Source organism: Mesorhizobium sp. WSM4844, assembly GCF_055811775.1.
This window is the reverse complement of the sequence record NZ_JBVVQB010000023.1, coordinates 43929-56719: the sequence shown is the minus strand read 5'-3', so window position 1 is coordinate 56719 and position 12791 is coordinate 43929. Positions and strand designations below refer to the sequence as shown.

Sequence of the window (12791 nt, the reverse complement as noted above, 5' to 3'; positions counted from 1 at the left end):
CGCGGTAACAGCCGAACCAGAACCGTGGCCGCGTTGGCGATGTCGCACTGTCCGGAAACGGTTTTTCCCATTGGCACGGTCCATGCACGGTGATGCCCAAACCGTCACGCACTGAGGAGAAACGAGCGATGATTACGCTCACCGACAAGGCCGTTGCCGCCGTTAAAACCGCTCTTTCCAAGGCTAGTGAGCCGGCAGAAGGCTTTCGCATCATGGTCGAGGCCGGCGGCTGCTCCGGCTTCAAATACTCGATGGGCCTGGAGAGCGTCCCGCGCGAGGGCGACGCGATCATCGAGACGGATGGGATCAAGGTGTTCGTAGACGCCGGCACCCAGCCGCATGTAGCCGGCATGGCCGTCGACTTCGTCATGGGTCTCGAAACCTCCGGCTTTGTCTTCGACAATCCGAATGCGAGCGGGAAGTGCTCCTGCGGCAAGTCCTGTAGTTGATTGCCGAAGAAGGAGAGAGGGCGCCTGAGGTGAGCTTGTCGGTGCGATGGCGGGCCAATCTGCGCCAATCTGGAGGGCACCTGCACCGCTTCTGGATCGTCTCCGCCAGCAACGGCATGCGCAAGGCTCGATGCGACCGGGTTGCGCCTCACGTCATTCGATCCATTGAGGACCATAGCCCATGAAAGTTGTCTATCTCGACAACAACGCAACGACACGGGTCGATCCCGCGGTCGTTGAAGCGATGTTGCCGTTGCTTACGGATCAATTCGGCAACCCTTCGTCGGCGCACGGTTTTGGCGCCCTTGCCGGCGCCGCGTTGAGCAACGCGCGGCGTCAGTTGCAGGCGCTGATCGGCGCGGAGTTCGACGATGAGATCACCTTCACCTCGGGTGGAACGGAAAGCGACAATGCGGCCATTCTTTCGGCGCTCGAGGTGATGCCTGACCGAACAGAGATCGTGACTTCCGCTGTCGAACATCCGGCTGTGCTGACCCTCTGCGCTCATCTTGAGGAGACGCGCCGCGCTAAGGTGCACAGGATCCCGGTGGACCGCCATGGCCGGCTGAACGTCGACGCTTACCGGGCCGTCCTCAACCCGAACGTGGCAATCGTCTCGATCATGTGGGCCAATAACGAGACTGGTACGATCTTCCCCGTCGCCAAGCTCGCCGAATTGGCCAAGGAAGTCGGCGCCCTTTTCCACACTGATGCCGTGCAGGCAGTCGGCAAGCTCCCGATGGACCTGAAATCAACCGCCATCGACATGCTGTCGCTCTCCAGCCATAAATTTCATGGACCAAAAGGGGTAGGCGCACTTTTCGTCAAGCGCGGCGTGCCGTTCCAGTCCCTGATCAAGGGGGGTCACCAAGAGAGCGAACGGCGCGCGGGCACCGAAAACACGCCCGGGATAGTCGGGCTCGGCATGGCCGCCGAACTCGCCTTGAAATTCATGGATGACGAGACCACGCGGATAAAGTGGCTCCGCGACCGGCTGGAGAACGGGCTTGTCCAGCGTGTCCCAAACAGCTTCGTCAACGGCGATCCCCTGGAGCGCTTGCCGAACACCGCAAACGTGGCCTTCGAAGGTATTGAAGGCCATGGAATCCTGCATCTCCTCGACCGCGAGGGTATCGTCTGTTCCTCCGGGTCCGCCTGCACATCGGGCTGTGCGGAGCCAAGCCATGTGCTGAAGGCGATGAAAATGCCACATCGGGCGGTCCGCTTCTCTTTCGCGCGTGACAACGGACAAGAAGAGGTGGACCGGGTGCTAGAGGTCTTGCCTTCAATTGTGGAGAAGCTGCGCGACGCCCACAGTTCCGGGTCGAATATACGGAGCGCCGAAGGTCTTCAATGCGTACCAGGTCTCAGCGGCAGATGAACCGGCGTCCATTCATGAGCGGTCGGGTCTTTCTCAAGGATACTACCCTGCGCGAGGGCGAGCAGGCACCCGGCGTTGCCTTGACGGTGGCGGAAAGCTTGCGATCGAGATCGACGAAATTTGCGCCGTGGTCGCACGGAGTGTTCCGGTGCGGTTCACGGCAGGGCGCCGGATGACCTCACGGGATTTCCATGCATCAGTCGAGAGCGGCGTCCGTGCCCTCAATCTGTCGTTGCCTGCATCGGATTTCCAGCTTGCCACGAAGCTGGGGCTAGTCCGGGAAGGAGCGCTAAAGCTCATCGAGCATATGGTCGGGCGCGCGGCCGCCAGCGGCTTTTTCCTCGCCCTGGGCTCTGAGGATGCTTCGCATACCAACCAGGACTATCTCGCCCGCCTTATTAAGACGGCGGCGCGCGCCGGCGAAAGCCGCGTCAGCCTGGCCGATAGTGTCAGCGCCCTCGATCCCTTTTCGACCTTCGAGCTTGTCACCCCGCTCGCAGCGAAGTCTCCCGTCGACCTCGAATTCCATGCCATAACGTTTTCGGCCTCGCTACCGCCAACACGGTGGCGGCGATCCGCGCCGGCGCGCGCCATGCCTCGGTCGTCCTTGGAGTCGGCGAGCGCGCGGGCAATGCCGCACGCGAAGAGGTGGCCGCCGCGATGGCTGTCCTTCAGGATGCAGATACCGAAGTCGGCCTCACCGCATTGCCCCCTTGGCGGCCGAGGAGACCTCGGGCGGGGCCGAGCGCCAGGTCGAGGGCCAATCCGGAGACAGTCGAGCCCATCCCGCTCGGGCCCTGCGGGCCCTTGCGTCAGCCCACCTCGCTCGCTTCCAAGCGGGGCCGGCTGCTTCCATGGAGATCGAGCAGTTGGTACCGCGCGCCACGTCCGGCCTCGGCACCGGAGGCAGTTGTGTCGACGAGGCGATTGCCGCGCTGGCTCAGCGCATTCGTTCATCAAACCGCGGCTTTCGGGGCTGCATGTCGAATGTGCGACCAACGCACCAGAACCGACGTTTCCGACAAAGGGAGAACGCAATGAGTTGTTCCGCTGACAGCAGTTCCATCGACGTCACCAACATCCTCACGCGACTGAAAGGCCTGTCGTCCGCGGAGGAGTTCTTCGCTGTCCTTGGCGTCTCGTATGATCCGAAGGTGCTCAATGTCTCACGGCTCCACATCCTCAAGCGTGTGGGCCAATACCTTGCCGAGGAAGATTTCTCCGGTCTGCCCGACCAGGTGATCGCCGCGCGCATGCGCGCCATGCTGGAACGCGCCTACGAGGAGTTCGCGCTTTCCTCGCCGCTCACGCACCGGGTTTTCAAGGTGCTCAAAGATCACAATCCGAACAAACCTTACACGCCAGACCGCACATTCGTTCCGTTCGACTCCGTCCTGAAGCGGTTCGGCCAATAAGCGCTACATAGTTGCGACGCGACAATGTCGACAAGCCGACAATTCGGGCACCGAAACCGGGGGGCCTCTGAAATGATCAATGGAATTTAAAAGGAAAGACGCTCGCAAAACACTTGGCACGAACATTGCGAACAAGAACTCGCACCGCCAGCTCGCATCGGGATAACAGCGTAGAGAACGCCAATGCACATTGTCGTCAGCATTAAGCAGGTGCCGGACTCGGCACAGATACGGGTCCATCCGGTGACGAACACCATCATGCGTCAGGGTGTGCCGACCATCATCAACCCTTACGACCTATTCGCCCTGGAAGAAGCACTCAGGCTACGCGACGCTTATGGCGGGGAGGTGACCGTCCTCACTATGGGTCCACCTATGGCAGAGGACTCCCTGCGCAAGGCGCTCGGCTACGGCGCCGATCGCGCAGTGCTTTTGACCGACCGCTATTTTGCCGGTTCCGACACACTGGCGACCTCCTTTGCTCTTTCCCAGGCAATCGCGAAGATCGGCGAGACGTTCGGCACGCCGGACGTGGTCTTCACAGGCAAACAGACGATCGACGGCGACACCGCCCAAGTCGGGCCCGGCATCGCCAAGCGTCTCGATCTCCTTCAACTCACCTATGTCGCGAAAATCGCCTCCATTGATCTTGCTGCAAGCGAGATCACGGTCGAGCGCCGGTGCGAGGGCGGCACCCAGAAGCTGAAGAGCAGGCTGCCTTGCCTCATCACCATGCTGGAAGGCACGAACGAGATGCGCCGGGGCTCGATCGAAGACGCCCTTTGCGCCGCGCGCAGCCAGATTGTGAAATGGAGTGCGGCCGAGGCCGGCATTGAAGACCTCACCAAATGCGGCTTGCGTGGCTCGCCGACGGTCGTCAAACGCGTTTTTGCCCCTGGCGCCCGTTCGGAAAAGGCGGCGCAAATTGAGACCGCCGAGAAGACGCTGCGCGATGTCGCCGACGAACTGATTGGTGCAATCTTCACCCGCCAGCCGGCGCTGGAACCGGAACTCGCCTTCGAGGGCGCGTGACGGCAAGGAGCAGACCATATGTCGAGCACGAACTCAGACACCCCTCGCCAGCCCCCCGGCCGTGCCGGGATGAAGAAAGAGCTTCCTGAGCGTTTCAGGGACTATAGGCACGTCTGGGTTTTCATCGAGCTCGAACGCGGCCAGGTCCACCCCGTATCCTTCGAGCTGCTTGGCGAGGGCCGCAAGCTGGCGGACAAACTTGGCGTCCAGCTCGCGGGTGCTGTGCTCGGACCCCCGGGAGAAGCCACCCAGAACGCAGTCGCCGAGGCCTTCGCCTATGGCGCCGACCTCGTCTACTTCGTCGAGGCGCCGGTGCTCGCCGACTATCGTAATGAGCCTTTCACCAAGGCGATGACCGATCTGGTTTCTACTTACAAACCCGAGATCCTGCTTCTCGGTGCAACCACGCTGGGCAGGGATCTCGCGGGTTCCGTCGCAACCACCTTGCTGACAGGGCTAACGGCCGACTGCACCGAACTTGACGTGGATGCTGACGGTTCGCTCGCCGCGACTCGCCCGACTTTTGGCGGTTCCTTGCTATGCACGATCTACACGCTCAATTATAGGCCGCAGATGGCGACGGTGCGACCGAGGGTCATGCCCATGCCGCAGCGGGCAGACAGAGCGATGGGGCGTGTCATCGCGCACAAGCTGTCGCTGGCCGAGGATGAAATCGTCACCAAGGTGCTAGGATTCCTTCCGGACAGCCAGTCGGGCAACGCCAATCTCGCCTATGCGGATGTGGTGGTTGCGGGAGGGCTCGGTCTCGGCGGAGCGGAGAACCTGCAGCTTGTGAAGAGTCTCGCGCGAGTGATAGGCGCCGAATTCGGCTGTTCGCGGCCGCTGGTCCAAAAGGGCTGGATGTCGGCCGATCGGCAGATCGGCCAAACAGGCAAGACAATCCGGCCGAAGCTTTACATAGCGGCCGGTATTTCCGGCGCCATCCAGCACCGCGTTGGAGTTGAGGGAGCCGATCTCATCGTGGCCATCAACACCGACCCGAACGCGCCGATTTTCGATTTCGCTCACCTCGGGATCGTCACCGATGCCGTTCGCTTCCTACCGGCGCTGACCGAGGCCTTCACCCGGCGGCTGTCACCGCACAGTCGCGACAAGCTTGCGAGCTAAGGGAGATGGAGATGATCAACGAAAAGTTCGACGCCATTGTCATCGGCGCCGGCATGTCCGGGAACGCAGCTGCCTACACCATGGCAAGCGACGGCTTGAAGGTGCTGCAGTTGGAGCGAGGTGAATATCCGGGCTCCAAGAACGTCCAGGGCGCCATCATGTACGCGAACATGCTGGAGAAGATCGTCCCGGATTTCCGCGATGATGCACCGCTCGAGCGGCATCTGGTTGAACAGCGGCTCTGGGTGATGGACGACACCTCCCACACCGGGATTCACTATCGGTCGGACGACTTCAACGAGGTGAAGCCCAACCGCTATACGATCATTCGTGCCCAGTTCGATAAATGGTTTTCGCGCAGGGTGCGCGAGGCCGGCGCGACGGTTCTGTGCGAGACGACGGTGACGGAACTCGTCCGTGACGCCCAGGGCAAGGTGATCGGCGTCCGCACGGATCGGGCCGGCGGAGCGATCTACGCGGACGTAGTTGTTCTTGCAGAAGGTGTCTGCGGGCTGCTTGGCACGCGGGGCGGTCTTCGCAAGATGCTGAAACCGGAAACGGTGGCGCTCGCAGTAAAGGAGATGCATTTCCTGCCCGAAGAGGTCATTGAGCAGCGGTTCGGGGTCAAAGGGAGTGAAGGCTGCGTGATCGAGGCAGTCGGCACGATATCCCACGGCATGGCCGGGCTCGGGTTCCTCTACACCAACAAGGAATCGATCTCACTGGGCATCGGCTGCCTCGTCTCGGATTTCGCCGCGAAGATGGAGAGCCCTTACGCCCTTCTCGATGCGCTGAAAAACCATCCTTCGATCCGGCCGCTGATCGCCGGTTCGGAGGTGAAAGAATACGCGGCGCATCTCATTCCCGAAGGTGGCTACAAGGCTATTCCGCAGCTCTTTGGCGACGGTTGGGTCGTTGTCGGCGATGCCGCGCAATTGAACAACGCCGTTCACCGCGAGGGTTCGAACCTCGCCATGACCTCCGGTCGCATTGCGGCTGAGGCTATCATACAGGTGAAGAGACGCAACGATCCAATGACCAAACGGAACCTCGCCCTTTACCAGACGATGCTGGATAAATCCTTCGTAGTCAAAGACCTGCGGAAATACAAAGACATGCCAGCTTTACTCCACACTAACGCCTGCAATTTCTTCACGACCTACCCGCGGTTGATGTCGCAAGCCGCGCAAAACTTCATGCGTGTCGACGGCACGCCAAAGATCGAAAAGGAAAAGGCGACCACGGCAGCCTTCATCAAGGCGCGCTCGCGGTTGGGGCTGGTCAGCGACGCGATCCGCCTGGCGTTGGCGTGGCGGTGAGGCACTGATGACATGACGAACCCAGGGACAGAATTACGTGTCGAAGACAAGCTTTACCAGAACCGCTATCTGGTGGACTCCGGCCGTCCGCATATAAAGGTGCGACCGCACAAGCAACCAAGCGCGAATCTGCTCGCGCTGACCCGCGTCTGTCCAGCGAAATGCTATGAGTTGAACGACAAAGGTCAAGTTGAAATCACCGCCGATGGCTGCATGGAGTGCGGCACCTGCCGCGTTTTGTGCGAGGCCAGCGGCGAGATCGAATGGAATTATCCGCGTGGTGGCTTCGGCGTCCTCTTCAAGTTCGGATGATCGGCTTTGGCACCGTTTCGGCGGGTGTGCACCTGTGTACTCCCGAACTCGCGACAAAGCGCAATCTTGCCGGCACCATCTCGCCAAATTGCGGAGCGAGTGAACTTCCTGAACTGATGAAAAGGCACTTGGGAGGAGCACCCTGACCACAACCGCTGAGGTCTTTCCATGGCTCACATATCCTCGGATCGGGTCAACGAAGCAGGACGTCGAGACACCTTCCGCAAACCCGCCAGTGATGGGATGTTCGAAGCAGATGACTGGCTCAGGGGAATCTACGAGGTGTCGAAGGCGCTGACGGCTCACTCCCGGCTAGAGGTTACGCTGGCCAATGTCGCGAACACTCTCCCGTCGTTTGTGCAAATGCGTCATGGAGCAATCTTTGTCCTGGACTCTGAAGGTGAGCCGGAGATCGCCGCGAGTGCCGGCAGCGGCCCATCAGGCACTCACCCCATCATACCAAAGGCCGCAATAAATCAAATCGTCGCTACGGGCACGCGGCTCGTCATCGCCGACCTCAGCACGTCCGAGTTGTTTCAGGCCGAGCTTCAAACACGTCCTGGTGTCAATTCCCTCCCAATGGCCTTTATCGGCCTCCCGGTTAAGGCTGAGGACAGGATCCTCGGGACGTTGTCGATCGTAAGAGACAGCGCAAACGGGTCCCGCTACGATGAGGACATCTGCTTCCTGACGATGGTGGCCAACCTCGTCGGCCGCACTATTCGCCTCCATCGCGGCTTGACTAGGGATCGTGAGCGGCGCGTCGGTGAGAGCTGGACAGCGGAGAATTCGTCCGATGAGGACCGGACCGACCCCGTCCCGCATGCGTCCGTCAAGATGGATGGGATCATCGGGGAGAGCCCCGCACTCAAGCAGGTGCTCGAAACCGTCTCCATTGTAGCAAGGACGAATTCCACCGTGCTCCTGAGGGGCGAGAGCGGCACCGGCAAGGAGTTTTTCGCGCAAGCCATACATAGGCTCTCGCGCCGGCGGAGGAAGTCTTTCGTCAAGTTGAACTGCGCCGCACTGTCGGAAAGCGTTCTTGAGTCGGAGCTGTTCGGACATGAAAAAGGCGCCTTCACAGGGGCAATTTCCCAGCGCGCCGGCCGTTTTGAATTGGCAAATGGGGGAACGCTGCTACTCGATGAAATCGGCGAGATTTCACCTGCCTTCCAAGCCAAGCTGTTACGTGTCTTGCAGGAAGGCGAACTGGAGCGTGTTGGCGGTACCAAGACGCTGCAGGTCGACGTGCGACTTATATGCGCTACCAACAGGGATCTCGAGTCGGCTGTCGTAAACGGGGAGTTCAGGGCCGACCTTTATTATCGCATCAATGTGGTGCCAATCATCCTGCCTCCGCTCCGAGAGCGACCGGGGGATATCCCTCGCCTTGCGAACGCCTTCCTCGAACGATTCAACAAGGAGAACCATCTCGAACTCGCCTTCGCGCCGTCGGCGCTCGAGTTTATCTCGCAATGCTACTTCCCCGGTAACGTGCGAGAATTGGAGAACTGCGTGCAAAGGACGGCCACGCTAGCGCGCTCAAGGACAATCGCTCCATCGGATTTTGCCTGCAACAATAACCAATGCCTATCTTGGCTCCTCTGGAAAAAAGCTGATTCGCTCAGCGGCAATACCGGCAACCAGCGATTTCGAAGCAATATAATGCCCGCCGGATTGCCGATGCCGGCCGGGCGCTTCGGCGCCCCGCAGGATAACGTGCGACCCCATACTGCCGACCCTACAAACGATCCCGCTCTCCCTGCAATAGGCCCGCGCCTGACGGAACGCGATCGGCTGATCGGCGCGATGGAGAAGGTCGGCTGGGTTCAGGCCAAGGCCGCCCGTGTCCTCGGCGTCACGCCACGACAGGTCGGATACGCTTTGCGCCGACACGGGATCGAGGTGAAGAAATTCTAGCGTTCTCATGAGGTGGAGAACGAGAACACTGCGCCAGCTACGCGAAATGTGTCGGAGCCCGGGCCAAAGCTGCGCGAGTGTGTGATGCTGTCACCCCTTCATCACCCGCCCTTGCCGACGTCTTGCCGATGGTAGGAAGGAGTCACCCCACTCTCCTGAATCGGAACTATGCAGACCCAAGTGAGCAGTGGCAACTTCACCGCGGACGAGCTCGCCGTCGCCGAGACCGACATCCTCGTCGGAAGACCGGTCGGGAGTTGTGCCGAGGGCGTTCACGGCCGAGCGGTCGACGCGGGATTTCTATCTTGAACTGATGTCCGGCCGGGTCGTCTTCCTCACCTTCTAACATAGTCCTGTTAGAAGTCCGACAAAGCTATGTCGGAGCAACTCCATGCTATCCGACGCGCAAAGCCAATTCGTGAACTAGCGCCACCTTTTCAGTTGGCATTGCTCTTGCGCTTCGGACCGCGACGTTAACCCGCAACGGAGCCGTTCAATGGCCGCACCGGCGATTTCAGTTGAGAGCCTGACCGGCGCGAGGGTCTCCGACCAGTTGCTGGTGAGCGCCAAGTCGGGTGGCTGTGCATCTTCCTCCTGCGGATCGTCGACAAGGCCGGACGATGTGGACCCGGCCATCTGGGACAAGATCAAGGATCACCCGTGCTTTTCAGAAGAGGCGCACCACTATTTCGCGCGCATGCACGTCGCCGTCGCGCCGGCCTGCAATGTCCAGTGCAACTACTGCAATCGCAAATATGATTGCGCCAACGAAAGCCGGCCCGGGGTTGTCTCGGAAAAGCTGACGCCCGATCAGGCGGTACGCAAGGTTATCGCGGTCGCCAACGAAGTGCCGCAGCTTTCCGTGCTTGGCATCGCCGGACCGGGCGACGCCTGCTACGACTGGGAGAAGACGAAGGCAACGTTCGAACGCGTCGTCAGGGAAATCCCCGACGTCAAGCTCTGCGTCTCTACGAACGGGCTCGCGCTGCCGGACCACGTCGACGAGCTTGCCGACATGAATGTCGATCACGTGACGATCACGATCAACATGGTCGATCCGGAAGTCGGCGCAAAGATCTATCCCTGGATCTTTTACGACCATCGCCGCTACGTCGGCACCGAAGCCGCCAGGATTCTGCACGAGAGGCAAATGCTTGGCTTGGAGATGCTGAGCGCGCGCGGCATCCTCACTAAAATCAATTCGGTGATGATCCCTGGCGTGAACGATCAGCACCTGGTTGAGGTGAATGAGTGGGTCAAGCAGCGCGGCGCGTTCCTGCACAACGTCATGCCCCTGATTTCGGACCCCGCGCACGGAACGCACTACGGACTGACCGGGCAGCGCGGCCCAAATGCAATGGAGATGAAGGCTCTTCAGGATCGTCTTGAAGGCGGCGCCAAGTTGATGCGCCACTGCCGGCAGTGCCGCGCAGATGCCGTCGGCCTGCTGGGCGAGGATCGTGGCCAGGAATTCACACTCGACCAGATTCCCGGCGAGATCACCTACGATGCCGGCAAGCGCGAAGCCTATCGGGAGCTGGTCACGGACGAGCGCCGTGATCGCCTGGCAGCCAGGAGCGAAGCGATCGGAATGGTCAAGACAACGAGCTCCGGCAAGTCCCTCCTCGTTGCGGTGGCGACTAAGGGCGGCGGCCGCGTCAACGAACACTTCGGCCATGCCAAGGAATTCCAGGTGTATGAAGCCTCGCCGATGGGGATCAACTTTATCGGGCACCGCAAGGTTGAGCAGTATTGCCTCGGGGGTTGGGGCGAGAAGGCCACTCTCGACGGGGTCATCGCTGCGCTGGAAGGCGTAGACATAGTGCTTTGCGTCAAAATTGGAGATTGCCCCAAGGATCAGCTCGCGGCCGCCGGTATCCGAGCAACCGACGCTTACGGCCATGACTACATCGAAACGGCAATCAGCTCGATTTACGCCGCCGAGTCCGGCGTCCAGGCACTCGCCGCGACGGCCTGAACCTATCTCATTTACTCGAATCAGGAATCAAAATGGCTTTCAAGATCATCGCATCCCAATGCACACAATGCGGCGCCTGCGAATTCGAATGCCCGTCGGGTGCGATCAAGTTCAAAGGCGAGAGCTACGTGGTCGAGCTGCAGAAGTGCACCGAATGCGAGGGAGCTTTCGACACGCAGCAATGTGCTTCGGTGTGTCCTGTGCCGAAGACCTGCGTTCCTGCCTGAGTCCACTGGGTACCCACACAACTGGCTGCCCCGGGGAATGCCTGCGCGCCTCATCAATGACACTAGCCTCAGAGAACCAAGGAACCGCCATGCGGCTCGCACGCGAACAGGAGGTGGAAATCCGGAAGCCTCCCCAATTTCAGCAGGGAGAGCGGGTCCGTGCCACTCGCCACATTAAGAATGACGGCACCTATCCTGGCAGGGAGATCGGCGAAAATCTCGTTCGCAAGGGCGAAGAGGGTTATGTGCGCGACATTGGCACGTTTCTACAGCAGTTCTTCATCTACGCGGTCGAATGGATCGACCGTGGGACGGTCGTCGGCATGCGAGCGCGTGAATTGACGAGCCTCGACAACGCCGACGCTCCCTGCGGTGCCGAAGAAAACGCCAATAAAGGAACGGCCGCATGAAAGTAATGATCCGCAGGACCGAGGCCGGGTTGTCGGCGTATGTCCCCAAAAAGGATCTCGAGGAGCCGATTATCAAGTTCGAGAACCAGGACCTGTGGGGCGGGATCGTAACGCTCAGGAACGGCTGGCGGCTCCTCCTTCCCGATCTTCCGCCGCATACGCGTCTGCCGATCACCGTCGAGGCAAGGAAGCTTTCCGACGGGGACTGATGCCGCCCGTCAATGAGAGGCGTCAAGAGGAAACGAGCATGAACACGATCCCGACCTCGGGCCACCTGGTCGTCGTCCGGGACAGTTTTGCCCGAAAGCTGCTTGAGCTGGCCAGACGAGCGTTAGTCTCCGATCAGGTGATCCCGTATCTCGGTCCGGGTCTCCTCCGGCTCAGCTCTGCTGAGCCGCCTGTACCGTGTACCCCCGAAGCCGTTGCCGAGGCACTCAACACGCGGGCGCCAGCCCCCTCGAAGATCCGCACCAATATGTGGTCGGTCGCGCAGTTCATCGAACAGCGCCGGCATCGCCGCACACTTCAAGCTTGGATGACTGATATATTTGCCGGGCCGGCGGCGCCGAGCATCCTCCACGCCTGGCTCGCAAAACTCCCGCTCTCCCTCATCATCGACAGCTGGTACGAAGGCGCCATGCGCGCGGCGCTGGCAGAGGTCGGCCGAACCGACGTCGTCGAGATACAAGGCGTCACGCGGGCGAACGAAGTTGGCGACATTTGGACCAGAACTTACGACTTGTCGGGAAGGGAACTCGAGGCTGGAGCAGCGACAAAGACGGTTCTCTATGCGCCACATGGCAGTATTAGGCCGGCCGCAAATTTCCTCATCGCCGATTCCGACTATGTCGAAGCCCTGACTGAAATCGATATCCAGACGCCTATCCCTGATGTGGTCAAGGAACGACGCGTCGACCGGGGTTTTTTTTTCGTCGGCTGCCGCTTCAATGATCAGATGCTGCGCACTTACGCCAGGCAGATCATGAAGCGCTCAGAAGGCCCCCGTTACGCGATAATGGACGGGCAAACGCTGACCAGAAACGAAGCCCGTTTCCTTGCGGCAAGCGGAATCACGGTGATCGACATGCCAGCGAGCGAAGCCGTGGCGCAACTCGCCGGATCAGCATCTTGAGCCGATGGTGGCCAGGATCAACTTAACGTCTTTGATGTGAGTCGACCGGCTCGCTTCCGAAGGCGCAAAATTCAATCGGGGGCACTCG

General features: G+C 60.4%; 13 protein-coding genes and 1 pseudogene. All 14 read left to right on the top strand.

The window, feature by feature from the left end:
• Positions 1-128: 128 nt before the first annotated feature.
• On the top strand, positions 129-449 hold the full coding sequence (locus AC0L2A_RS19095; RefSeq protein WP_473488626.1) for a HesB/IscA family protein: 321 nt from the start codon (positions 129-131) through the stop codon (positions 447-449).
• A gap of 181 nt (positions 450-630) precedes the next feature.
• Complete coding sequence (nifS, locus tag AC0L2A_RS19090) at positions 631-1830, top strand: cysteine desulfurase NifS (RefSeq protein ID WP_473610084.1); 1200 nt, start codon at positions 631-633, stop codon at positions 1828-1830.
• Positions 1831-2002: 172 nt separating this feature from the next.
• Positions 2003-2871 (top strand): annotated as a pseudogene (locus AC0L2A_RS19085) (beta/alpha barrel domain-containing protein).
• Positions 2868-3245, top strand: a complete 378-nt coding sequence (gene nifW / locus AC0L2A_RS19080) for a nitrogenase stabilizing/protective protein NifW (protein WP_473610083.1) — start codon at positions 2868-2870, stop codon at positions 3243-3245. Before AC0L2A_RS19085 ends, nifW begins: the two are co-directional and overlap by 4 nt.
• Positions 3246-3428: 183 nt before the next feature.
• A complete protein-coding gene (locus AC0L2A_RS19075) occupies positions 3429-4277 on the top strand; it encodes an electron transfer flavoprotein subunit beta/FixA family protein (protein WP_473610081.1) in 849 nt (282 codons plus the stop codon).
• A gap of 18 nt (positions 4278-4295) precedes the next feature.
• Positions 4296-5405 carry an electron transfer flavoprotein subunit alpha/FixB family protein gene (locus AC0L2A_RS19070; RefSeq protein ID WP_473610080.1) on the top strand — a complete coding sequence of 370 codons (1110 nt, stop codon included), beginning with the start codon at positions 4296-4298 and terminating at the stop codon, positions 5403-5405.
• An 11-nt stretch (positions 5406-5416) separates the two neighbouring features.
• On the top strand, positions 5417-6724 hold the full coding sequence (locus AC0L2A_RS19065) for an FAD-binding protein (RefSeq protein WP_473610079.1): 1308 nt from the start codon (positions 5417-5419) through the stop codon (positions 6722-6724).
• A 12-nt stretch (positions 6725-6736) separates the two neighbouring features.
• Positions 6737-7036, top strand: coding sequence for a ferredoxin family protein (locus AC0L2A_RS19060; protein WP_473457739.1), 300 nt, complete (start codon positions 6737-6739; stop codon positions 7034-7036).
• 168 nt (positions 7037-7204) lie between these two features.
• On the top strand, positions 7205-8956 hold the full coding sequence (gene nifA, locus AC0L2A_RS19055) for a nif-specific transcriptional activator NifA (protein ID WP_473610077.1): 1752 nt from the start codon (positions 7205-7207) through the stop codon (positions 8954-8956).
• A gap of 496 nt (positions 8957-9452) precedes the next feature.
• Positions 9453-10934, top strand: a complete 1482-nt coding sequence (nifB, locus tag AC0L2A_RS19050; protein WP_473610076.1) for a nitrogenase cofactor biosynthesis protein NifB — start codon at positions 9453-9455, stop codon at positions 10932-10934.
• A 32-nt stretch (positions 10935-10966) separates the two neighbouring features.
• Positions 10967-11161, top strand: coding sequence for a 4Fe-4S dicluster domain-containing protein (locus AC0L2A_RS19045; protein ID WP_008878193.1), 195 nt, complete (start codon positions 10967-10969; stop codon positions 11159-11161).
• Positions 11162-11250: 89 nt separating this feature from the next.
• Positions 11251-11571 carry a nitrogen fixation protein NifZ gene (locus tag AC0L2A_RS19040; RefSeq protein ID WP_473610074.1) on the top strand — a complete coding sequence of 107 codons (321 nt, stop codon included), beginning with the start codon at positions 11251-11253 and terminating at the stop codon, positions 11569-11571.
• Positions 11568-11780: a putative nitrogen fixation protein NifT gene (gene nifT, locus AC0L2A_RS19035; protein WP_473480612.1), complete on the top strand. Its 213-nt coding sequence runs from the start codon at positions 11568-11570 to the stop codon at positions 11778-11780. The genes AC0L2A_RS19040 and nifT overlap by 4 nt, the downstream gene beginning before the upstream one ends.
• Positions 11781-11818: 38 nt before the next feature.
• Positions 11819-12703, top strand: a complete 885-nt coding sequence (locus AC0L2A_RS19030) for an SIR2 family NAD-dependent protein deacylase (protein ID WP_473610073.1) — start codon at positions 11819-11821, stop codon at positions 12701-12703.
• Positions 12704-12791 lie beyond the last annotated feature (88 nt).

Coding starts and splice junctions, on each gene's coding strand:
- AC0L2A_RS19095 (WP_473488626.1), top strand. CDS start 129: ATGATTACGCTCACCGACAAGGCCGTTGCCGCCGTTAAAACCGCTCTT.
- nifS (WP_473610084.1), top strand. CDS start 631: ATGAAAGTTGTCTATCTCGACAACAACGCAACGACACGGGTCGATCCC.
- nifW (WP_473610083.1), top strand. CDS start 2,868: ATGAGTTGTTCCGCTGACAGCAGTTCCATCGACGTCACCAACATCCTC.
- AC0L2A_RS19075 (WP_473610081.1), top strand. CDS start 3,429: ATGCACATTGTCGTCAGCATTAAGCAGGTGCCGGACTCGGCACAGATA.
- AC0L2A_RS19070 (WP_473610080.1), top strand. CDS start 4,296: ATGTCGAGCACGAACTCAGACACCCCTCGCCAGCCCCCCGGCCGTGCC.
- AC0L2A_RS19065 (WP_473610079.1), top strand. CDS start 5,417: ATGATCAACGAAAAGTTCGACGCCATTGTCATCGGCGCCGGCATGTCC.
- AC0L2A_RS19060 (WP_473457739.1), top strand. CDS start 6,737: ATGACGAACCCAGGGACAGAATTACGTGTCGAAGACAAGCTTTACCAG.
- nifA (WP_473610077.1), top strand. CDS start 7,205: ATGGCTCACATATCCTCGGATCGGGTCAACGAAGCAGGACGTCGAGAC.
- nifB (WP_473610076.1), top strand. CDS start 9,453: ATGGCCGCACCGGCGATTTCAGTTGAGAGCCTGACCGGCGCGAGGGTC.
- AC0L2A_RS19045 (WP_008878193.1), top strand. CDS start 10,967: ATGGCTTTCAAGATCATCGCATCCCAATGCACACAATGCGGCGCCTGC.
- AC0L2A_RS19040 (WP_473610074.1), top strand. CDS start 11,251: ATGCGGCTCGCACGCGAACAGGAGGTGGAAATCCGGAAGCCTCCCCAA.
- nifT (WP_473480612.1), top strand. CDS start 11,568: ATGAAAGTAATGATCCGCAGGACCGAGGCCGGGTTGTCGGCGTATGTC.
- AC0L2A_RS19030 (WP_473610073.1), top strand. CDS start 11,819: ATGAACACGATCCCGACCTCGGGCCACCTGGTCGTCGTCCGGGACAGT.